General features: G+C 47.5%; 12 protein-coding genes and 1 pseudogene. 7 read left to right on the top strand and 6 right to left on the bottom strand.

Annotation, left to right across the window (positions count from 1 at the left end; all coding sequences use genetic code 11):
- Nucleotides 1–124: 124 nt before the first annotated feature.
- Together ACIDITHRIX25_RS88505 and ACIDITHRIX25_RS88500 are read right to left on the bottom strand one after the other, a co-directional pair.
- On the bottom strand, nt 125–1,036 hold the full coding sequence (locus ACIDITHRIX25_RS88505) for an extracellular solute-binding protein (RefSeq protein ID WP_201732402.1): 912 nt from the start codon (nt 1,034–1,036) through the stop codon (nt 125–127).
- Between the two features lie 105 nt (nt 1,037–1,141).
- Nucleotides 1,142–2,170 (bottom strand): XRE family transcriptional regulator, encoded by a 1,029-nt coding sequence (locus tag ACIDITHRIX25_RS88500; RefSeq protein WP_082058554.1) that lies wholly within the window; start codon nt 2,168–2,170, stop codon nt 1,142–1,144.
- Between the two features lie 913 nt (nt 2,171–3,083).
- On the opposite strand from ACIDITHRIX25_RS88500, the gene ACIDITHRIX25_RS88495 reads away from it, so the two are divergent.
- Nucleotides 3,084–4,685, top strand: coding sequence for a YncE family protein (locus tag ACIDITHRIX25_RS88495; RefSeq protein WP_201732401.1), 1,602 nt, complete (start codon nt 3,084–3,086; stop codon nt 4,683–4,685).
- Between the two features lie 1,833 nt (nt 4,686–6,518).
- On the opposite strand, the gene ACIDITHRIX25_RS88490 is transcribed toward ACIDITHRIX25_RS88495, so the two are convergent.
- Both ACIDITHRIX25_RS88490 and dnaE read right to left on the bottom strand, forming a co-directional pair.
- Nucleotides 6,519–7,196 (bottom strand): hypothetical protein, encoded by a 678-nt coding sequence (locus ACIDITHRIX25_RS88490; RefSeq protein ID WP_052605199.1) that lies wholly within the window; start codon nt 7,194–7,196, stop codon nt 6,519–6,521.
- Nucleotides 7,197–7,378: 182 nt separating this feature from the next.
- Entirely contained in the window at nt 7,379–10,933 is a 3,555-nt protein-coding gene (gene dnaE, locus ACIDITHRIX25_RS88485) for a DNA polymerase III subunit alpha (protein WP_201732400.1), read from the bottom strand.
- A 1,152-nt stretch (nt 10,934–12,085) separates the two neighbouring features.
- Between dnaE and ACIDITHRIX25_RS88480 the strand changes: the two genes are divergently transcribed.
- The 5 genes and pseudogenes from ACIDITHRIX25_RS88480 (at nt 12,086) to ACIDITHRIX25_RS88460 (ending at nt 18,468) form a co-directional block, all read left to right on the top strand.
- Complete coding sequence (locus tag ACIDITHRIX25_RS88480) at nt 12,086–13,195, top strand: NDMA-dependent alcohol dehydrogenase (protein WP_052605197.1); 1,110 nt, start codon at nt 12,086–12,088, stop codon at nt 13,193–13,195.
- On the top strand, nt 13,188–14,660 hold the full coding sequence (locus ACIDITHRIX25_RS88475) for a glycosyltransferase (RefSeq protein ID WP_201732399.1): 1,473 nt from the start codon (nt 13,188–13,190) through the stop codon (nt 14,658–14,660). Before ACIDITHRIX25_RS88480 ends, ACIDITHRIX25_RS88475 begins: the two co-directional genes overlap by 8 nt.
- 609 nt (nt 14,661–15,269) lie before the next feature.
- Nucleotides 15,270–17,471, top strand: a complete 2,202-nt coding sequence (gene katG / locus ACIDITHRIX25_RS88470; protein WP_201732398.1) for a catalase/peroxidase HPI — start codon at nt 15,270–15,272, stop codon at nt 17,469–17,471.
- 587 nt (nt 17,472–18,058) lie between these two features.
- A pseudogene (locus ACIDITHRIX25_RS88465) lies at nt 18,059–18,243 on the top strand (SPFH domain-containing protein); the annotation flags it as partial.
- 3 nt (nt 18,244–18,246) lie between these two features.
- Nucleotides 18,247–18,468, top strand: coding sequence for a type II toxin-antitoxin system antitoxin (locus tag ACIDITHRIX25_RS88460; protein WP_201732396.1), 222 nt, complete (start codon nt 18,247–18,249; stop codon nt 18,466–18,468).
- 390 nt (nt 18,469–18,858) lie between these two features.
- Here the strand turns inward: ACIDITHRIX25_RS88460 and ACIDITHRIX25_RS88455 are convergent, their stop codons facing one another.
- On the bottom strand, nt 18,859–20,337 hold the full coding sequence (locus ACIDITHRIX25_RS88455) for a phospholipase D-like domain-containing protein (protein WP_201732395.1): 1,479 nt from the start codon (nt 20,335–20,337) through the stop codon (nt 18,859–18,861).
- A gap of 518 nt (nt 20,338–20,855) precedes the next feature.
- On the opposite strand from ACIDITHRIX25_RS88455, the gene ACIDITHRIX25_RS88450 reads away from it, so the two are divergent.
- Complete coding sequence (locus ACIDITHRIX25_RS88450; RefSeq protein ID WP_201732394.1) at nt 20,856–21,698, top strand: PhzF family phenazine biosynthesis protein; 843 nt, start codon at nt 20,856–20,858, stop codon at nt 21,696–21,698.
- 495 nt (nt 21,699–22,193) lie between these two features.
- Here ACIDITHRIX25_RS88450 and ACIDITHRIX25_RS88445 read toward each other — a convergent pair whose 3' ends face one another.
- Nucleotides 22,194–23,717, bottom strand: a complete 1,524-nt coding sequence (locus ACIDITHRIX25_RS88445; RefSeq protein ID WP_052606691.1) for a class I adenylate-forming enzyme family protein — start codon at nt 23,715–23,717, stop codon at nt 22,194–22,196.
- Nucleotides 23,718–24,283 lie beyond the last annotated feature (566 nt).

The following is a 24,283-nucleotide window of genomic DNA, read 5'->3' as shown; positions in this document are numbered from 1 at the left end:
ACAGAGCCACATTTGGATGGTACTTACTTGGGATTATCCCAAGTAAGTACCATCGCAGCCCTCACAAGAACTCCCACCTTTTTTGATGGATAAGATCTGAACTTGAGATCTGCGCAGAAGTATCTTACAACGAAAGGCCCTTAGGTGCCTTTGCTAGACTCCCCGTAACAGTCGGAGATTCAGGGACAAGGCCAACCTCTTTTAGAAGCTTCTGGCCCTCGGGCGAATAAAGGAAGTTCACAAAAGCAACTGCTTGGGCCGAATCAGGTGCTCCTGTCAAAATGCTTATCGTAAAGTTGGCCCCAAGGTTTAGCCCCGTCGGCACCGTCGGGATCTTGGCAAATGCTGCCTCATTCGAATAGAAGAAGCCCACATCCAACTGACCAGAGGTGAGGCGACTCACAAGTGCCTCTTCAGGAAATACCTGAGCTGGATTCTCTGCTGCTCCCAAGATCGACGATGTCAAAGACGGATTGCCCAAGATGGCCGATTCCTTAGCAAATAACTCAAGAGTTAGTTTGCCCTTGGGGTCTATAGCTGGATCAGTTCGACCAATCTTGATACCTGGTTTAGCTAGCACCGTGTACCACTTTTGGCTCTTTAGCGCCGGAGCAAAAGATGAACTTGGATTGTATCCAATTACCAAGGGAGCAGTACCCAAAGCGGCATACCAGGTCTCAAGGTTTTTATTGGCAGCCCCCATAAGAGGATCGTTAGCGCTTCTGGCCGCTGAGATAAAGACGTCAAAGGAAGAAGTTCCGGACTTGATTTGATTTACCAACCCCGTTGAACCACCTGGCAACCCGGAAAAAGTTACGCCTGTAGCTTTTTGAAAGGCGGGGCCTATCTTTTGGACCATGGCTCCCACCAACGATCCCGCATAGGCAACCTTAACTGTTCCTCCAATAGAGGTCGTCGTCGGTGATGATGTGGTAGCCGGAGAAGAGGCCGCCGAAGAGGCAGCTCCATTTCCACACGCCGCCAAAACTGAACTTAGTGCCACCGCACTAAATACTACTTTTAATTTTCCATTCATTAAAAAAACGCTCCAAATTCGATCCGAGATAGGTGGTAAATAAGTCACTTGGACTTCAAGGTGTCAATAAATTTTCCAGAATTGGAGATAGATCAAGCCCAGCCTCTAGGCTGCTACGGCATAGCCTGGCACGCCGGATAATAGCTTCCGAAAGTCGCCGCCATGAATCTCCTCCAAAGCTCTTGAAACATCTAGGTCATCTAGCGAAGAGCTCGGAACGACCAACCAAGAGGTCTGTCGATCGAGGGTGATAAAGGATGCGCCACAAAGTCGCGCGACAGATTCGGCAACCAAAGAGGCGTCATAGATCCCAAAACGAACTGCATTGGTAGCAGAGATATGAGAGTCAAAGGATAATTCTGGATTGGGCGTTACCCCAAAACGATTAGCCAACTCATCGGTATATTCTCGAACTCCAGATCCTATCGACCGATATGCAAAATTGACAGTCGGACGAAAGATATCTTCAAGTCTCCTAAGGTGATTAGGATTACCGTCCTTAGTAACCATTACCAGATTCCAACTAGCAACCTCAAGGGTCAAATAACCCGGGAATGCTCCTAGTTGCGGATGGCGCCCAAAAGGTAGATGAATCAGACCAAAGTGAGAGTCACCTCCGCGAACTCGCGCCAAAGCCTCACTGTTTTGAACTGACCACCAAAGGCAACTGACAGGGATCCGATGGGACAAAAAATTAACTATCGCTCCAAGAATTGGATCACAACCGTCAAAGAAGAGCGCGCCACTCTCACTCGCTTGGTAGTCACCGGACTGGCTCAACCTGGCATTTGGAATCTGCCACGCGCTATCCAATACTCCTTTTGGCATAGCGCGAAACTTCTTGAGACCATTGATCTCGCCCCAGGCAGCTGGACCGTCAACAGGGTTCGTCTCTAGAGCTGGACTTCCGACACCAAAGACCTCCTCCACTGTCGAAGAAAGTATTCGGGCTATACCCAAAGCTAGACCAACTTTTGGATTCTCATCACCTCTTTCGATGTTGGACAACGTCTGACGAGTGACACCAAGGGTGGCCGCCATCTCGCGTTGGGATATCCCTAACTGCTTTCGCCTTGTCGCAATATCTAGCAATAAAATCCTCCAGAAGTTCGCTCTATCCCAATGCAGTGCCATTTAGGTAAAGTTTCCATTCCATAAATATTATCAAGGTAAAGCAAACTATACATGTCAATGGTGCAAGATTTAATCACCATGAAATAACTCATGTGAAAATCAGATTTCAAGGGATCAAAGCAGTCAAGAGATCACAAGCTCATAGCCACATCTTGAAAGATCACTCTCAGTCCAACTTTGGCGTTCGCAATGGCAACTACCACAAAAAAAGGCATCCATTACGAGATAGAAATCGGCAAGTTGCTGAATATCTAGGTGATATACGATACCAAAGAAAAGAACATTCCCTTGATCCAAGGATCGACTAAAGCAAATTCCCAGACCACCATGCGATCCACCGGCGGACCACTATGTTAGCAAACCGAGAAACGATCTGGTTTTTCCAAGTGGTGTTAGAGGCAATGGTCGCATTTACCTATTACAAAAAGTTAGCCAAGAGAAAATCGTCGACTCATCACGATAGCGAACCTAATAGGTCGATTCAACGAACAAAAATCAATCGCACTACCAGATAGGCAGAGCATTCAAATAGGCCTTTAACGTCTAGTGATTTGCGTCGCGGTCAAGAAACTCGAAAAAGTCCGCAGTTGCAAAGATTAAAGCAATGGCACATTCGATAGTCCTAACCCCAAAAAGATTCGGCTTCCGCATCTCCACTTCAAAGAAAAGCTTGGCTCCTTGTCATGGTAGTTCTATCGCCTTTAGATTGGGCTTTTTCATTGGTCACTCTTGGTTACGGCCCCGAAGAAGAAAATGGCTTATCTTTCCCCAGCAACTGGTGGGAAAACCTCCCAAACCGTTGAAATCGGTGCATTTCACTCAAATCTGTAGTCAAATCTCCGAAATTTATTACTAATAGTGAATTCATGCCGATATATGGTGCATAGCCCCGCGAAAAAGAAATAGGGACGGCATGAGAGCATTGAAAAAACCAATCCTAGGAGCAAGCCTTCTCCTTGGTGCTGCGTCGATAGTAAACCCGCCCTCGCTACCGCAAAATACCAACTACCTTAGCGCTGGCGAACAAATTAGCTCAATTACCCACGTAGCGTACCGGCCATCAAGCAATAGTTATTCAAATGCAGTGGTAGGAGTTGCCCCGACACCTGGTAGAAACGGGTACTGGGCAGTTGAGAGCAACGGAACTTTAAAAACTTACGGAAGCGCTCTTGGTTATGGATCCTTGGCTGGTACCAAGCTAAATCAACCAATCGTTGGAATCGCAGCTACTCCAGATGGAAAGGGATACTGGCTAGTGGCGGCAGATGGTGGAGTCTTTAGCTTTGGGGATGCTGGCTTTTATGGATCAACTGGAGCAATCAAGCTAAATCAACCAATCGTTGGAATGGCAGCTACTCCAGATGGAAAGGGATACTGGCTAGTGGCGGCAGATGGTGGAGTCTTTAGCTTTGGGGATGCTGGCTTTTATGGATCAACTGGAGCAATCAAGCTAAATCAACCAATCGTTGGAATGGCAGCTACTCCAGATGGAAAGGGATACTGGCTAGTGGCGGCAGATGGTGGGATATTTACCTTTGGAGATGCTGGCTTTTATGGATCAACTGGAGCAATCAAGCTAAATCAACCAATCGTTGGAATGGCAGCTACTCCAGATGGAAAGGGATACTGGCTAGTGGCGGCAGATGGTGGGATATTTACCTTTGGAGATGCTGGCTTTTATGGTACTGCCAGCGCTGGAAAAGCCTTAATTGCCAGCAAGGATGGGAAAGGGTACCTTATCTTAGACGACCAAGGTTCCCCAACCTCATTGGGCGACGCGAAAGTTATAGCTGGCGCTCCAGTTGTATTTGGCAGCCCAACAACGCCAACACCGACCACAAACCCCAGGTTATTGCTCCCACCCAAAAATCCTACAGGTAACATCGCGGCCTCTCCGAACTTTGCCACTACATGCTGGCAAAGCCCCAACTCTGGTGCCTGTCAAAATCTCGAGGTAGCTGCATTGGACAGCGCAAGGCTGAATTCCGAGGAACTCGCTCCTTTCACCTTACCTAGCAACTTTGCAACTTTGAACCCAGCCGAACAGACGCTCGTGATTATCGACATAGAGAGGGGCTCCCGAGGCCTTCCAATCTTTGTCGGCCTCGTCAACCAACTCAACGTTGATGCATCCCGAGGAGCCGCTATGGCAACTGATCCCAATTACGCAATGGAGACCATACCAGGAGTGACTGGCTACTATGGCTACGGATCAATTTGGGCCGAAGACTACAGCGCCCTAGCTGCTGACTACGACTGGATGTACAACGATGGACTAGGAAGCGGAAACCTAGATTGTACTGCGAATAATACCAGTGGCTGTTGGGGCCATCGTGATAATATTCTTCATTCCGCTCCCGGTTACCAACTCATCATGGGGGCCGGATACCAAGCCATGAACGGAATGGTCTCACTCGCTCAGATTTTTATCGCGATACCACAAAACGACGTGATACCAGCTAGCGACTATAGCTATACCTGGAGCCAAGCGGTTGCTGCCGGCGCCAGTTTCTAAATTATCTATCGATAAATTACCGATCGGCGAGATGAATTTAGATCCTAACAACCATGATGATAGATGACCCCGGTTATCCACAGATCCAATGAGCAGTCCAATCAACTACACTTTTGTCTGATTATTCAAGCAATATTGCCTACCGTACTCTGGGCCAATCGCTACTTCAAGATAGGTCAGGCGTAGCATCAACGATTTATCAGAGTTAACTCAATTCGTAAATGTGATCGTCGATCGGGCATAAACCGACATAAATTATCGATTGGTCAGAATCCCTACAAACTGATTAGCACAAGGGCTTCTTCAGATTCCAAGATGGCCGCTAATTCGAGTAACGCAGAACCATATGCCAGTAAAGTAATTGATGCTGCGATCGCGCCCAAGAACCAGTGGTGGAGCATTCATTTTGTCTACCACCTATATTTCTTGATAAGTCGGCTGACTATTCCTATTCTTTGGACCATCTCGCATAAATCTTTGAACACAGCACCAGTACTTTTAACCATCTCGCCGAAATCTTTGGACCAGACTTTCCTGATCCGTCAAGCCTATTTCCAAGGTCCCTTATTTAATGGCTAGATGGCTGGTTTTTTGATATTTATTGGCACATAGTCCTCCCGTTGTTGGATCAGAAAGTCATCTACGGCTTTTCTGAGGATTATGGACGACTCTAAGCCAGGAGTAGCACAAAGGGTAGCTGATTCCAATAAGTAGTTTCGAAGGCATATGCCACATAGATACGGCAGCGTTGATTGAGTCAGCAGTAAGCGGATCTCCAATAGAAAACCCTACTCCTATTTCTTTATTTGGAGTCTTAAACTGATTTGCGAAATCGTCAAATACAGTTCGGCTTATTCGAAGCCAGTTATTTAGGTAGGCACCGTTCTCCTGGATTGCTTGGGCGAGAGCCGCAAGTGTGGGAACGTTGAAAAATGCACAGGCTCCCCAAAGAAAATCTGCTTCAAAAGCATTCGGGTAATTCCCGCCTCCACCATAGTATTGCGCGAGGGTCTCGTCGCAGGCGGGTCGATTTATCCCATCGTACTAAAGCGAAACACTTCCTGATGTAGGATTTGAGCAACCACAAGCTAACTACTTATTTCAACCTCCAGAATGGTAAGTAATCAGCCGACGAACCTCAGTGTCGACCTCACCCTGGACAGTTATTTAAAAGTATTTGGTAAGGGCGGAGAAGTTGATGATTCAACAATGCAATTAGATAACGCATCGTCGGATCGATCCTAGGATGGATCTATGGACAACCATAAAGAAGATACCTTAGCAATATAGCTTCCCCCAAAGGCCACCAGAAGATTAATTTCCACGAGCTACAAAGCTCGGATACTCAAAGAGTACGATTCTCTAGACTCCGAAGGCAAAAGTCCCCTACTTAGATGGGAAGGGTTGCATAGCTCCCACATGTCGAGATGGTGCAAGCATTTGGGCTTGAAGGTCGATCTATCACTTGCCAAGCCACGGGGACCAAGGCCCAAATCTAATAACTCCAAGGCTAAAACGCTGGAGAAGGCAAATGAGCGCCTCTCCAAGGAGCTCAAGCGAACAAGGAGGGTGAGTGAGGTTCAGGAAAAACTATCGGCGCTCTTAGGGGAGCTCTCAATAACGAGCACAATGAAGTCCCAATAACAATTATCCCCTGCCTCTAATTTTTTATTAGAGAAAAAGAATAATACTCATAATTTAATTTACCTTGGCATTAATCTGCTGAAATGAGATAAATATCTGCTAAAGAGAAGCTACCAACCCCGAAACGCGTCTTCTCAAACATTTTCGGGGCAAGCAAATCATCTTTTAGGCAACCTGGCCCGTAAAATATCAGTCGTCAGTAGCTACGAACTTGGCCAATTCTTCAGCCATAATCCATCCAAATGCAATCAGCGAGTCATTCTTTTGAGACTCTAGTGGTGTAAAAAAATCTGCAAAATCTGCATAGACCGAAGATCGAACCGCTGGCTCATAACCGGAATAACCAGTAATCTCACCCGTTCCAGAAAAGATAAATGTGCGATCATCTACCCTATTTTCACTTCCATATCGCCGGGCTAGGCGTCGAGCCCAAGCTCGCTCCTCACCAGTCGGTTTATGACCTGGTTTTGGAACTATATCTTCGAGATCTTCGAAGATCTCAAAAGCTCCAACATCAAGAAGCTTTGATCCCATCAAAACATCTTCATCAGGAAAGGCTAACAGCGCCTTTTTGAATTGACCCTCTCTGACCCGATAGAGCGTCTCTCGTGCCTGAGGACCTCTCTCGACTACGAGAGCACCAATAATAATTGCAGGCGTTCCACCAATTCGCTCAAGAGTGTAAAATGAAAAACCCCTAAGTCGACCATCAACTTTGACCTCTGTAACTAAGACCCACTCTTCACGAGCCTTTGAGAGGTAACCAAAATCTAGGTTGACTTCACTGGATGCCACAAGTTCCGCCATTGCGTCAAGTTCGCCATCGCTTAAAAGTGAGCAATCACGAGTCGTTATCTCGACAGACATAAGCCCCACAGTCTCCTTGGATTAAGACCAGGAATCGAAACGTTCCCTTCTACAAGCCTAGTCCGAAATGCCAAATGTCACATCGTTAGGCGTCCATCCAATGGCTAAAGCCAGGGTCTTAGACCTCTCCAATGTGCCCAAGGAGCCCTTGAGCTGGGTAATCATTCTATGGCCGGGTTAATCTAAAGAACGATACTTTCGGAATTTAAAAACTCCCTGAGCTCGCCAATTAAGCTTCCGGAGTCGACCTTGACCCTAATCTCTCCACTTAGGTCATAGAGGAGACCTCCTGCCTGAAGTCGCACCATGGAATTCCCAGGATGGCGCTCCAGAGTCGCGCGAATGGCCCCAAGTAACTCTGACGTTACCTGGGATGCATCCAAGCGAATCGTCAGCGAATCATTAAATTCACTAGAACGATCTATCTCCTCGAAGGAAGAGGCGATAAATTTGGCTTCATCTTCCCTGAAATCCATCCGTCCCTTTACCAAAACAAGCTTGTCATCTTCGAGCATCGTTCCATAGTCAGCCATGACCCTTGCAAAGACAAAGACGTCCATAGAGCCGGTCAGATCCTCCAATGAAAAATTGCCCATTAGTGCACCCTGTTTTGTATACCTCTTTGAAAGGTTGGTGACAACACCGCCAATTACCATCATCTCATTCTCACGTGGGGTGCCCTTTAGATCCGAGAGTTCAGCAATGGTGTTATCAGTCTTGCTCTTTATGAACTTCTCATATCCACTGACTGGGTGGTCAGAAACGAACATGCCAAGCATCTCTTTTTCAAAGCTGAGGACATCTCCCTTCGTATCTTGAAGATCTGGCAGTACGATATCAAATCCAAGTGAAGGCTTGCCATCGTCAGATGGGGCATCAAAGAGGCTCATTATGCCGTCTAAATCTTCCTTACGCTTTCGGATGGCTCGTTCAATCACATTCTCATAGACGGCCATGAGGCTCTTTCTGGTGTGGCCAAAGGAATCAAAAGCGCCGGCTTTTATCAAAGATTCAATCAATCGCTTGTTTAGCACGCTGGGGTCAACCCTAGCGAAGAAGTTCTCTAGGTTCTCGTATGGCCCATTTACCTTCCTCTCTGCAACAATAAGTCCGACAACGTTTTCCCCAACGTTTCGAATTGCAGATAGACCAAAGCGAATCGACAGATTGTCGCCATCGATAACGGGCCAAAAGTCCGAACGAGACTCATTTATATCAGGTACCAAGATTGCAATGCCATGTTCTTTGGCATCGGCTAGGAGCATCCCTGTCTTATTTTTATCATCCATTACCGACGTTAAAATAGCTGACATGTATTGAGATGGAAAATGAGCCTTTAGATAGGCAGTTTGATATGCCACAAATCCATAGCCGAAAGAGTGAGACTTGTTGAAGGCGTAGTCTGCAAAGGGTTCGATAATGTCAAAAAGTGTATCTCCGAGGGCCCGGCCATACCCAGCAACGTCACACCCGTTGACAAACTTCTCTCGATGCGCAGCAATCAATTCTCGAACCTTTTTACCGCAGGCCTTTCTCAAGTCATCTGCTTCAGCTAGGGTGTAGCCGGCAAACTTCTGCGCCACCTTCATGACAGACTCCTGATAGATCATCAGTCCATAGGTGTCGCCCAAGATCTCCTCTAGATCCGGATGCTCATAGTTGATTGGCTTGCGACCATTTTTTCTATCCGCATAGTCGTTGTGCATATTAGCTGCCATCGGACCTGGACGATAGAGGGCGACGAGCGCTGCAATATCGTCAAAGGCCGTTGGCGCTAGGGACTTCATGAGGGCCCGCATCGGCTTACTTTCAAGTTGGAAGACTCCAATTGAATCCGCATCACGCAACATAGCTAAAGTCTTTTCGTCTGCCATCTCGATGTTATCGATATCGACTTCTTCACCAGTTGTCTCAGCTATCAATGCAAGGGCGCGCTCAATCACCGATAAGGTTCGAAGGCCCAAAAAGTCCATCTTCAAAAGGCCTAGATTTTCAACACCATGCATCTCGTATTGAGTCACCACTGGAGCCGAATCCGAACTCGATCCAGCATCTGGCTTGCGTTGAATCGGTAGATATTCAGTCAATGCCTCATGGGTAATTACAACCGCTGCGGCATGGATTCCATCTTGTCGTCGAAGTCCTTCCAAGCCCGATGCAACATCCACAATCGTCTTAGCATCTGGATCACTCGCGATTATTTCGCGTAATTCAGCAGCGATCCGATATCCATCCTTATAAGCCTCGGTCTCAGTCAAACAAGCCCAAAGTGGTGTATCTCGCCCCATAACCAATGGCGGCATTGCTCTTGCAATCTTGTCACCGAGGGCATATGGCATCGATAGAACTCGCGCAGCGTCCCGAACAGCGGCTCGCGCCTTGATTCGAGAAAATGTCACGATCTGGGCCACGTGGTCATAGCCATATCTCTCAGAGGCGTAACGTATCATATCCTGGCGATATCGTTCGTCGAAGTCCATGTCAATGTCAGGCATTTGAATTCGTCCTGGATTCAAAAAGCGTTCAAAGAGAAGGCCGTACCGAATTGGATCCAAATCAACGATACCCAAACAATATGCTACGCAACACCCCGCCGCTGATCCACGACCGGGACCCACACGTATCTTGCTTCTTTTAGCAAATTGGATCAAGTCCCAAACGACCAAGAAATAGGCGCTGAATCCCATCCTTGAGATGACATCGAGTTCGTAATCTATACGCTCAATAACGGCTTCGGAGAGCTCCTGTCCATAACGCCCTCGCGCCCCCTCATAACTTAGTTCGCGCAGATAGGCCGATGCAGATTCATCGTAGCGCTCCTTTTGATATTGAATCGGCACAGGAAATTCAGGCAGTTTGGGCTTTCCAAACTCGATCTCAACATTGGCCCTCTCTGCTATTAGCAATGTATTGTCACATGCCTCTGGAACTTCGCTAAATAGCTCACGCATCTCCTGTGAGGTCTTTATGAAGTGCTCCTCACCTTCAAAACGAAAGCGCTTCTCGTCAGAGAGTGCTTGACCCGTTTGAATACAAAGAAGAGCGTCGTGGGCACGGTGGTCTTCTCGATGGGTATAGTGGGCGTCATTTGTCGCTAAAAGTGGAAGCTCTAGCTTCTTGGCCAATTCAATTAAAAGTGGGTTGGTCTTCTTTTGAAGTGCGATTCCATGGTCCTGGAGCTCAACAAAAAGGTTCTCCGGTCCAAAGATATCCTTTAACTTCGAGGCGTGATCATAGGCACCTTTGATATCATCTCTCGCTAGTGCTTGTAGTACCAGACCACCCAAACAGCCAGTTGTTGCGATTACACCTTCATGGTATTTCTCTAAAAGTTCGTAATCAAGACGAGGCTTATAGTAGTAACCCTCCAGGAAGGCCGCCGAAGAGAGTTTGATAAGGTTTTTATATCCCTGGTTGTTCTCAGCCAACAAGATAATGTGATAATAAAGCTTCTCTTTAGCATCGCGCTCGTTAGATTCGTCTACCTTACCCCGACGAGGAGGTCGCTCAAACCTAGAACCCCCGGCCATATAAGCTTCAATGCCAATTATGGGGTTGATCCCTTTCTTGCGCGCCGTCTCGTAAAACGGAAGCACGCCAAACATGTTGCCGTGATCCGTAATTGCCATCGCTGGTTGGCCATCTAAAACCGCCTTTTTAACGGCATCTTCGATTCGCGCCGCACCATCGAGCATTGAATATTCGGTGTGATTATGCAAGTGTACAAACGAGTCCATTTTGGGCTACTCCATCCCTCTGAGTCAAGCACGTAGTAGAGGTCGCGACTTTTTCCTTAGCTACCACACTAACTTTCAAGACCTCGACAAAAATCACCTCTACGACATTTAGTCGATAGCAAAGTGCCAGAATCAACCATGATCATAGGTTCAACTGCGACAAGCACCCTTGGGATATGGACTTTTATCAAATCCGCCCTCTCAAAGATATGACAAGAAACCTATTTCCCAAAGGACTTCGCCTCGGAGATATAAACCGAAAAACACTTTGCCAAAGAATCGATCAAATTGATCAAAGAGTCAGATTCCGCCCCGACCACCCTCCTCCATGGCAACCCCAATTGCCAAAGTCACCCAAAAAACAACGAAAATCCCTTGTGAACCAACAAGTTGATCAGACAACACCTCCTAAAAACCTCTGGCGAACCAGAATCTGCCATCAGATCTCATGACGCCATTATCCAAACTGCGTGGCAGCTTGCTTTTATCCACATATCGACAAGAGGCCTAGGCCTTGGGATCAAACATTGACATCTGTCAGCTAGGTCTGGCAGATAGATCTTCAATCCATACAAAAAAAGTAACCCGCAACCACAGAACCAAACAGCGTCAATTCAAAAGAGCAAGCATGAAAAAGCCAAACAATGCAAACAATTGTGAATCATCAAGAATTCGCCGAGCAATGACAATCGGGCTGACATAACAATTGTCTCAAGATCCACGGAGGCACCCCTGTTGTGATCGAATTAGTCAAAACAAATTCTCGCTCTAATTGCATCCAATTCAATCTGGAAAACAGATTGCCCCCAAATGGGTCACTCCAGAGGGATCATCGAATTCCAAATACACAAATCTCGACTGCCGCAACTAGATGCAACACATCACTTTCAAGGCGTGGTGGCAACGTCACCTCCAAGAGGCAAATAAGACTAAATGGGCAAAAATTACCCCCCGAATAAATTACTTGGTCTGAATGTGACTGATTTATCTCAAAATAGCCAAGTCAAGGTAGCGCAAGATCTTTCCATCGAGCCTTCTTGTGAAAATATTTAATAACTCGTATAGAAAAATGACCATCTTAAGATGCATCTATTGCGTATTATTAATTCAGGTATGGGGTCGCTGTGATCCCTCAAATGAACGGGGGGACCGTTGAAGACAAGTGCAGCAGTATTATGGGGGACCAATCAGGAGTGGAGCGTCGAAGAAGTAGAACTTGCCGATCCACTTTATGGAGAAGTCAGGGTAAAGCTAGCCTCATCCGGCCTCTGTCACTCGGATGAACACCTAGTTACCGGTGACTTACCAGCAGTATTGCCAATCGTTGGTGGTCACGAAGGGGCTGGCATCATAGAAGCAGTTGGACCTGGCGTTACCTCTTTGGCAGAAGGCGATCACGTCGTTCTAGGATTCATACCGTCTTGCGGTCGCTGTAGCGCTTGCTCTACGGGCCATCAGAACCTCTGCGAACTAGGCGCGTTGATCATGTCAGGTCAAGAAGTTGCCGGGGGCCAAAGAATTACAGCGCGGGGCCAAGGAATTGGGACCATGTGCTGCCTTGGAACTTTCTCACCTTATGTTGTCGTCCATGAGAGTTCGGCGATCAAGATTCGAAATGACGTACCACTGGACAAGGCTTCCTTGGTGGGTTGTGGCGTAACTACCGGAATCGGATCTGCTCTGTATTCTGCTGAAGTAAGAGCCGGAGACATCGTAGCTGTTGTAGGCGTTGGAGGCATTGGCACAAATGCAATCCAAGGGGCTAGATTGGCTGGCGCAAAGTTCATCGTTGCAATCGACCCGGTCGAAGCACGACGAGATTCCGCAAAGTTCTTCGGCGCTACCCACTCAGCCGCCAACCTAGACGAAGCTTTCGGACTTATAACTGAAATCTCCAATGGCCTTATGGCTAACTCAGCTGTAATCACTACCGGCGTCGGCGAGGGTCACTTGGTAGCTCCAGTAATGGCTCTGCTGGGCAAGAACGGAAAAGCCGTAATCACATCCATCTCTCCATTCTCACAAGTCGATGTAAAGCTAAGCCTCTTGGATATGACGCTCTATCAAAAGCAACTTCGCGGATCGCTCTTTGGCTCGGCTAATCCCCGATTCGACATACCAAAGATCCTTGACCTTTATATGGACGGCATCGTAAAGCTCGATGAATTGGTGACCGCGACCTACACTCTAGATCAAGTAAACCAAGGATATCAGGATATGCGTGACGGCAAGAACGTTCGTGGCATGATCCTCTTTGATTAATAGACTTTGGGACTCCTACAACTTTTCGCTACGCGAATGTGAGCTAGTCGGCCCAAACCTCATCTCTGTGCCCGCCAGGATAGCCCTCAAGCTCTCCGAGGCGGGCACTTTTGTGATCAAACGCGCACTTGAATCACCTATTTCTATCTCAACCCCGGGCGAGATACGTCTCTTTGAGAGGTTGCAGAACTTTGGCCTCGTCGCTGTCTCCCCCATGCCGTCCAAACAACTAAAAGCCAGAGATACATCTGTAATTATTCCTTGTTTTGATCCGCCAGATAGATTAAGAAACACCTTGAAATGCGCAAAGGAACTCAGATGCGCATTGGAGATAATTGTCGTCGATGATGGCTCTTGCTTTGTGTCCGAAAATAGAGCTATATCGGAGCAATTTGGAGCAAAGTTCATAGCATTAGATAAAAATTATGGTCCCGCACGGGCACGAAATGCCGGTGCTGCAAAGGCCAGCGGATCACTGCTTCTATTTTTAGATTGCGCTCTTAGTTTTGATTCGTCTCTAGATGAGACAGTCGCCCTTGTTTTGCCAGGGCTAATCGAGATCGCTGCCCCCAGGATCCGAACCCTTGACTCTTGGGACACGGCGCCAGGTAGGTCCATTAAAAAACTGATAGATAACTACGAAAGCACCAACTCCGCGCTAGATCTAGGCGAGCGAGAAGGTTTTGTTGGATCGAAACGATCCTGTAGCTATCTGCCCTCAACTGCCATAGCGATAGTCAAGGAGACCTTTTGTGCTTTGGGGGGTTTTGATGAATCAATGCGTTTGGGCGAAGACGTCGATCTGATCAAAAGAGCACTGCTAGATCAAAGAACGATCTATTACAACGCCAAGAATACCGTCTCTCACCCAAGTAGAGATAGCCTTATATCCCTTTGCAAACAACGCTTTGGCTATGGACGCTCCAGTGGACCACTCGCAAAATTATATGGTCGCCAAATCAGCCATGAGGTAGTAGATGAATTTGCTCTGATCTCTATGTTTGCGCCTCTTCTAGGCGAGGCACTCAGGGCAGCGGCTGTTTGCCTAGATCGAAGACGAACAATTAAGTTACTAAACATAAATACGCGCCCTAATAGTAAGGAACTGATCGACATCTCAATGGTCGAAATGCGCCGATCGACCAAAAATATCATAAGATCGAGAGGAACATTTCTCCTAATAGGATCCTTAGTGTCCCCAAGGTTGCGACAATGGAGCATCAAAATTGCTGTGTTATATGGAATTTCAAATCTATGGGTCAACAAAAAAAACAACCATAAAATATCGCTTTTAGCAATCTCAGTGCTAGATGACATCTCCTATTCGATGGGGGTGGTAGCAGGAATGGTAACGGCTCAAACTCCGACAGCGATCAAACCAACCTTCAATCTATCATTTTCAAAGTCGCTCGCAAAGGCCGCTAAGGCAAAAGCCGCCCTCTATTTGAACTCCATAAAAAGCTAACTCAGTTGCGAACTGTAAACAATTGACCACAATGGCCCCAGCAGGTCTGAGCAAGTGGCCCCACTCAACATTCAATTACAACGCCGCGCCACGGGAGATTTGTTGTCAATTGGAGCTTTAAATATCGCTCCGTGCTATTTGGTATTTGCAAAGTGGTGCTGTTGAGCTGTTCTTCAGGGTTATAGCTCGAAAACGGTTGGCCCCTCTGGGCTTGGCAGATACAACGACTAGAAGATCATTTAACTCAAATGATTCCCAGGGTATTGAACCCGACCAAAACCAAGGATAACTTAGATCATATGAAAACTATTTCCACATACGATCTATTGGTTTTGAGGGGCTTTATCTACAAAAGAGCCAAAACGCGAACTTTTTAGAGGATTCGGCTGTTATGAAAGGTGCAAGCAACCTAAGCATCGACCTTCTAACCATCAACCTTCCGTACAAGATCCTCCACACTAAGAGCAACAGGATCTCACTTCTCATCGACTAGAAATTAAATAACCAAAAGATAAGCAAGCAACCCGTAAAAGAGAGCTAAGTCAAAAGGATTCAGTTTTGAGATCCCAAGAGTCATCTCAGGAAACCAAGGAGAAAGGCGAAAAAATAATGACGGACCAAGGCGTGGAGAATGAATGTCCCATACCAAAGCCATCTACGACTCTCGAAGCTCGACCGAACCAAGAATGGTGGCCCGACCAACTTAATCTACGCCACCTGGACAAGCACGAAGCAACTCGAACTCCATTAGGTGACGACTTCGATTACCCAGAGGCGATCAAATCCCTCGATATTGAAGGTCTAAGACGAGACATCTTTGAGGTTATGGCCACTTCACAAGATTGGTGGCCAGCAGACTATGGCCACTACGGACCACTTTTTATCCGGATGGCATGGCACAGCGCCGGCACCTATCGAACCTTTGATGGACGCGGAGGAGGTAGTCGTGGAACGCAGCGCTTTGCGCCTTTGAATAGTTGGCCAGACAATGTCAATTTAGACAAAGCGAGACGGCTACTTTGGCCGATAAAGAAGAAGTACGGTCGCACCATCTCATGGGCCGACCTGATTATCTTTGCTGGCAACTGCGCGCTAGAGGCAATGGGCGTAAAAACTGTCGGCTTTGGTTTTGGACGTCTAGACATTTGGGGACCAGAGGACGATACCTATTGGGGCCCCGAAGAGACTTGGCTTGGCGATGAAAGATATAGCGGAGATAGAGAGCTACAAAACCCCCTTGGGGCTGTTCAGATGGGGCTCATTTATGTCAATCCCGAAGGACCAAATGGAGATCCAGATCCCCTAGCCGCAGCAAAGGATATTAGGGAGACCTTTTCCCGTATGGCCATGAACGACGAGGAGACTGTGGCCCTAATTGCTGGTGGTCACACCTTCGGAAAGACCCATGGCGCGGTACCAAACGCTCAAACCTATGTTGGCCCAGAGCCAGAGGGTGCGTCCATTGAGGAGCAGGGCCTTGGGTGGAAAAACTCCTTTGGAAAGGGCAATGCAGACGACACCATGAGCAGCGGCTTAGAGGGAGCATGGACTAACAATCCGACGAAGTGGGATAACGGCTTCTTTGTAAACCTCTTTAAATACGACTGGGAACTCACCACAAGTCCGGCGGGTGCCAAGCAATGGACACCAAGTGACCCGTCGGCCAAGGGAGATGTGCCCGATGCCCACGATGTAACAAAGCGCCACGCTCCAATGATGCTCACTACAGATCTAGCCCTCAAGTTAGATCCAATCTATGGACCAATCTCTAGAGGCTTCTTAGAAAATCCATACGAGTTGGAGATAGCCTTCGCAAAAGCTTGGTACAAACTAGTCCATCGTGACATGGGGCCTATTTCGCGATATCTCGGACCCCTTGTCCCAAGTGAGCGAGAGATTTGGCAGGACCCTATTCCTAAGGGAGACTATGAGCTCATCGAAGGCAGCGATATTGATGAGCTGAAGCAAAGAATCCTAGATTCGAGCCTAACTATCTCTGAACTAGTCTCGACTGCTTGGGCTTCGGCTGTGACCTTCCGTGGAACAGATCGACGCGGTGGTGCAAATGGTGCGCGAATTGCCCTCGAGCCCCAGAAAAACTGGGAGGTGAATGAGCCAGATAAATTGGCCGATCGTCTACAGGTCCTCAAAGAGATCCAAGAATCCTTCAACAAAGATCAGACCTCCAATAGGGCAATCTCTCTGGCGGACCTAATCGTCCTTGGAGGGTGTGCGGCAATTGAGAAGGCCGCAAAGAAGGCGGGAATCGACATCAGTCTTGCATTTACTCCAGGACGAGGCGATGCGACCCAAAACGATACCGATGTCGACTCCTTCTCGGTGTTGGAGCCAACTTTCGATGGATTTCGCAACTACTACCAAAGCAACCACAAGCTAGCTCCCGAGTATCTCTTAGTCGAACGATCGGATCTATTGACTCTAACTTCGAAGGAGATGACGCTGTTAATAGGCGGACTAAGAGTCCTTGGTGCCAACTACGCCAGTTCTAGCCTCGGAGTCTTCACAAAAAACCCGGAGGCTCTAACCAATGACTTCTTCATCAACTTACTCGACATGAATATTGATTGGAAGCGTTCCTCATCGTCTGAGAACGTCTTTGTGGGACATGATCGAACGACTGGCGAAGTAACTTGGACCGCTACGCCAGTAGATCTAATCTTTGGTTCGAATGCTCAATTGCGCGCTATTGCAGAAGTCTATGCCAGCGAAGATGGTATAGAAAAGTTCGTGGCTGACTTTGCGAAAGCTTGGGTCAAAGTCATGAATCTTGACCGCTTCGGCAAAGCCTAAACAAAACAGGTTGGCGGTAGGCTTGCTTAAAACAGCCCTACCGCCAACTTTGTATCCAAAACTAGCATGCGACGACTAGATATCATTTGGCCTTATTGCTTTCGGGTTCTGACGGATGCGGCTTTGACAAAATGCCTCAGAAACAACCGCCCATCGCCATTGATCCGAAAACTAACTCGTGTGAAAATAGGCCCTGTGGAAGAAGAGAGACCGTTCGGCCTTTGCTCTGATGCCATCTAGCCATTAAATCAAATTCACTAAAGTCAGCCTTGTTAGGCTTCATTCACTTAATTCGTACCTGACAAGGAAACGCTACGCGAGGCTCTCGCACTTAGACCACCACAGGATTACCCCCTACTACACGTTGGCTCTTTTCTCACCCAGACCATAAAGACAAAAACCGACACCAAAGTTTGTCAGGGTAATCCAGGACGATTTAAATCCCCTTCTTTATTGGGCCACCTCTTCGAACTGGGTTTAGTTGATTGGGTTTCATACTTATCAAGTTTCGTAAGCAATAGCCATTTCAAACTCTGATTCGCGGATATGCGGATGTGGAGACGCAAACACACATGTGCTGAGAAGTCGCTCGCTCTCGAATTGTCGATGGCGCAGTAGGGATGGTTAAATGGCACTCACCCGCCTTAGCGAACGAGGCATCGTCGAACTCGACGAAGAGCCTAAAGCGGCAATGGTGAGTAATTTAATGGTTGTTCTCTGTGGTGACCAACCGGTTTCTCTGGTAGTTAACGCCGGGACCCTTTATTCTTAAGCAGTGGAAAGACGTAAGCAGGTCCCACTGCGCATAGATCCAGCGGTTCATGATGCACTAGCTCATTGGGCGTTAGATGAGCTTCGAAGCATAAATGGACAGATCGAGATGATACTTCGACGAGCTTTTGTCGAAGCAGGACGAGTGCCTACAACTACACGACCACTACCTCAACGTGGCCGTCCGCCCGGCGAACAAACCCAAGATTTGGGTGACGCCTGGTAAATAAGCCGAAGTGAATCAAAATGTCGCGCAAGCGAACGCTAAAACATTTTCCGCGCAACTTCGAATGCGCATTCTCTATCTTGTTTATCTCAGCCCTGTTGCTCTGTTGCATTGTAAATCAATGAAAAATCTCGTCGATAAAAGACAAGGTTATCTACAAGAAATGGCCTACAAGACTACTTGTAGGCCATATAAATTAGAAAGAGCAATTTAGAGCTGTCAATCTTGAACTTTAATAATCGACAATGTGTCATTAAAAGCGGGGCGAAAAGTTATCTGCGATCTTGAAATCCCATAGATCTAATTGACTCTCAACGACCTGGCGGAGTTATCAGCTCGCTCTTTGAGATAACTATACTTATCGGACGGCAGGTATAGGAGCAGGTCGCCCTAGCTCCGTGTCACGTAGACCACTTGACCATTTTGAAAATAAACCTTTCCAAATGAATAGATCCAAATTAACTCAGGAATCGAGTTGTAGACGTCTGATCCCGTTGATGTCGGGGAACCCCAAAGCGCTAAAACTTGACTCTCTGAGATTCCATCTGAAAGATATGGAATCGACACTCCAGTTCCTGAAACACTTTGAGTCGCGGTAACTGGAATAGTCGAGGTAGTTGTGGTTGTCGGTGTCGAAGTGAAAGATGAAGCAGTCTGTCCAAGGGGAGTCGCAAGATTCCACTCGGTGTTAAACCACCCTAGAGCCGCGCTACGGATAGCTGGATCGCTCAGGATTACGCCAACTTCACGATTATTATCCAATGAGACGCTGGAAAAGTTCTGCGATCCTATGAAGGTCTCATTGGCGTTTATGATAAGTTTGGCGTGGACGTAGGGACTCTTGAGGATCCTAACTGCTACCCCACCTTGAAGCATAGCGTTGGCATATTGCAATTCGGAGTAGCTCAGATTATCAGGCAATAGCACTCGAGCGCTTGAGGAGTGAGCACTAATCAAACTATAGAGTGCGGATGCAGAACCCAACTCTTCAGCCATAATCGCTAATGGGCCAGGCGATGATAAAATCGACGATATCGCTGCAGATGCGCCGGGTGACACCACCAGTGCGCTGCGAACTGAGTTTCCCGCAGTGACGCCATTCCAGTCCGATTCAAAGATCTTATACAAACTAGATACAAGCAGTGGTGATGTAGTATCGACGGCATCTTCTAGGTTGTATGTCCCCATCGCGCTATAGGTGGCATTAGGAGAGCCAAAGATCGCCCTTTGTGATGCTCTACCAGGATCGACAACCATATATTTAGCATGATCAAATGAGTAAGATCCCGAAAACCTAGCCGGAGCAACCTTGATTTTTACAGGTGAGCCACTAAAGAGTGCCATCGCATTTCCGGGCGCAGCCGAATCTTTGTAGGGGTTTCCGGCGACGATTACTTCAACCAATATGCCTCTTCTTGCAGCCGAGATAAGCGCGGATGCAAGCGTTTGATCTGTAAATAGATATTCATTTACAAAGATCGATACACTTGCCGAAGAGATCAAGCTGCTCCAGGGGCCAAGGCCATCTTGTGGCTCCGCAATAAAGGTAGTTTTACCATTTGAAGCCGCGGTCGCAGCCGACGTTGGAATAGTCGCCGCAGCCGACGTTGGAATAGTCGCCGCAGCCGACGTTGGAATAGTCGCCGCCGCCGATGTTGAAGGTGAGCTAACAGGGGATGCTTTGGTGGTTGAGCTAGATGAAACGTTACTCGAGGTTTTATGCGATTTAGGGCGCGTAGAAACCGAACTCCTAACTCCTAGCGTCGTCGAAGAGACGCTAGAACCTGCCAGGGAAGTAGCCGAACCACAGCTTGTAACAAAAAGGCCAAGCAGAGCGACTAAAAATACCGAAGTTCGACGGAAACTCACGAAACCTCCTTTGATAAAGATAGACCAAGGCTCCAATAGAACAACCACCGGCGAATCGATACCATGACGTTAGCGCATTGGTGTAACCAATCTAACGAGTCAACCACATGACGATCCCCCACCGAACAAGCATAGGTGTGGCCTTCACGTCATCTCTGGACTTGCTTTAGAGCCTTTGACCTACGCACACAGGACAGACTCGACATGCGCGGATTTAACACCGTATCCAATTTTATGATTTCCAAAGAAACACCACTCGTGACTACTAGCCGACTATGACCCGTTAAGGAGAACCAAAATCCAAGAGCCAAACGCCACGAGATAGACATATCCCGCCTTCCAAAGCCAATACAGACCGCGCGACCCACACCAATCGACTATTTCAAACAGCTCGCCCACATCTAGAGCACAAAACAGATAATAGAGCTACAAAAACTCCGCTGAAAAACTCCGAGCCAGAAGATGAAATAGAATAACTCCATCCAATCCGGAAACCTTGTCGAAAGGTCTCATTTTCAATGACTCGCCCACGCATCTTCGCCCAAGTCGACGTCTTTTCAACGACTCCGTATTGCGGCAACCCCGTAGCCGTAATCCTTGATGGAGAAGGATTAGACGATAAAGAGATGCTCCAAGTCGCTCGATGGACAAACTTGTCCGAGACAACCTTCATCTTTCAACCAACCACCCAAGAGGCCGACTACCTTGTACGGATCTTTACTCCCGGTGGCGAGTTGCCATTCGCGGGTCACCCAACTCTCGGCTCCGCCCACGCATGGCTCGAAAATGGTGGAGTCGCAAATCACGGACAAACGCTCATCCAACAATGCGGTGCCGGACTTATCAAAGTTCGATACGAGATGGGCAAACTATCCTTTAGAGCACCTAATCTTGTCCGATCCGGAAACCTTGACGAAAACTATTTAGAACAGATCGCGGCTTCATTTGGAATCAAGCGCAAAAATATACTTGCTCACCAATGGGTAGATAACGGTCCTGGTTGGGCAGTAATTCGACTTGAAACTGCTCAAGAGGTACTCGACCTGGAACCCGATTTGACAATTATCCCGAATGCTATGGTGGGAGCTATTGGAGCTTACCCGGCTGGCTCCAAGTACGCTTTCGAGATGCGCACCTTTGCTCCGGCGATCGGTATCGCCGAAGATCCGGTCTGTGGAAGCATGAACGCCTCAGTTGGTCAATGGATAACTAGGTCCGGTGAATTTACGGAAGGATACAAGGTATCGCAGGGTTTGCGCCTTGGCAGAAAGGGTGAGATCTCAATTACTACTAATACCGACGGAGAGGTATGGGTAGGTGGTGCTACTAAAACTCTTTTTACGGGATCAGCAATTATCTAATTCAAGATGACGTGCCGCAAGATCACACCATACCAAAAAACAGGCCGACAACTCTTCTAGCCCTTTTTCTGCAACCTTTATAGATAATGACCTCTCGAAAACAGTCCCTCGACGAGACGAGCTAGCTTCAGTCAGTCAAACCAAGCTAGCTCAATCCAAGTTCTAGCTCAAATAGCTATTGCAGCAGTCCCTGACGCGCCATTTTCCAGAGCATTGGCCAAGCACACTGCATCATCCCATGCATGCTTAACTGTTGGCCTGATAGTCCAAATATGGCGCTTGTACGCCAAAAATCTACCCCCTAAAGGTATTCAACTAACGCCTCGGGATTGATCGTCAATGCTATCGCCTATGTTGGATTTAGCTTTTCAAACTTGCCCGAAGAGCCGCACAGATAAAATGAAACCGTCTTTTAGCGGCGTCACCAGTTGGGCAAAACAAGGCCTTGGCGTCACATTCAATACGCCAAAGCCACCTATTGGCAAGACACCATCCCTAAAAGATAGCTACGCCCCACTTTGCATCGCTTCTAAGGTTCGGCTTTAGGACCTTTCCTCCGGCATTTCGCGGAAGCGGATCTTTCTTCACCCATACGTATTGTGGAACCTTATAGTCAGCCAAGCGGCTTCTAGCGAAAGCAACCATAGCCGCTGGATCAAAGTCGACCCCTGGGACAGGAACGACCACAGCACCTACCTTCTCCCCCATCATCTCATCTGGAACACCGATGACAGCCACCTCTAAAACACCGACAAATTCAGCGAGTACATTTTCTACTTCGACGCAGTAGACATTTTCTCCGCCCCTATTTACCATATCTTTGCGCCGATCGACGATCTCAATTAGGCCCTCATCTGAGATCCTCGCCATGTCCCCACTCTTGAACCAACCTTGACCAAAGGAGTTCTTGGTGGCTAGATCTAAGTTCCAATAGCCCATTGCAACGTTGGCACCTCGAATCATCAATTCGCCAACGCCAGTAACCGGATCAACCTCAGCTAGGTCGACTTCTGTGACTGGAGATGCAAACCCTACCGATTCGGGGTGCTCCTTTGCAAATTCATGAGGAAGAAATGTAGCTATCGAGGAAGTTTCAGTCAATCCAAAACCATTGCCTAAACGGGCATTTGGAAATGCGCCCATCATCTTTGGAACTAGGTCTGGCGGCATTGGTGCACCACCATAAAGAACGTATTTCACAGACGAGGTATCAACGCCCTCAAACGATGGTTGATTCAAAGCAAACCAATAGATCGCTGGCACTGCAACTAAAGTATCGATATTATAGGTTTCAATTGAATCAATAAAGACGTTGATATCAAAGGTCTCCATCAATACCAGAGTTCCACCCATCGCAATCGTCGGGAGCATCTGGGCATTGAGCCCCGTAACGTGAAAGAGTGGCACTGCAACCAACGACATCAAGTCGTGGCTTTCAATGGGAACTACTCGCTTAACTGTCTCAACGTTTGAGACGAAGTTTTCGTTACTGAGCATCGCACCTTTAGGGCGTCCCGTAGTGCCACTTGTATAGAGGATCCCAGCAAGCGTCTCACGGGTGGCTTCACTAAATCGATACGAATCACCGCGCGGCAACTCTTCGTTAGGCAAAAAGAGATAGGCCAAGCCTGAGTCTTCGGTGATGAATTCGACCTCTGCTGGAGCGAGGCGAGTATTTATCGGAACGACGACCGCTCCGGCAAAGGCGATAGCAAAGAAAGATACCACCCAATCAATCCCATTGGAAAGACGAATCCCCACCCGGTCACCGGGGCTCACTCCTCTATGGCGGAGACCCCCTGCAACCTCCTCAACAAGTTTCAGCAATTCCGAGTAATCGACTGATCGTCCATTCAACTCCCTGAGGGCGATTTTATTTGCGTTGCGTGCGGCTGAATTCGCTAGTAGTTCAACCAATGTATTGTCGCCTACCATATAGTGCAAAATACCGTCTTTGCCTCTGCTTATATCACTTTCATCAAAGCGATGTCGCGTTCCAACGATTCCGATTCGATCCATTACTAGCTCCTTACGATGAGGCAAGACCCGTTCCCTCATCTGTTTTGATTGAGAACCGACTTGATTGATTTCGATCGGCTAAATACAAAGGTCCTTATCCATAAAGATCCGAGGCAGCCACAGTCCAATCAAGACTATAGCTATCATGTTACCACCTGGTAGCTATCTACGATAATAAGGTCGAGATCATAGAGAAAGTCATAGAGAAAGTTTTTGATCTAGAGCGGCTAACTAAATAAGATTCCAGGTCAACTTGAAATTTGGAGATTAGGTTGCGAGGTGGCTATCATTAGAGCACAAATATGGGATAAAGGGCTATTCCGTGGCGATCAATCTGAAAATAACAAAACTGTCACATCAACGAGAGATAGGTTCCCGTACCTTCTCTATCTCTCCAAAGCTCCAACGTGCCAATCTCGCCAAATCGCTTAATTACATCTAAATACATCCATAAATAAGAAGTGATAGCCGTGGTTCTTCTCTCCCGCAGGGACATAAATTGAAAAATTCCATCAGAAATGATTCAAAATAGCCGTGGCCCATGATGAATACACCGTTGTTTCCCA

The sequence above is a fragment of the Acidithrix sp. C25 genome (assembly GCF_904848545.2).
The sequence above is the reverse complement of the archived record's forward strand: the minus strand, read 5'-3'. Positions and strand labels throughout refer to the sequence as shown.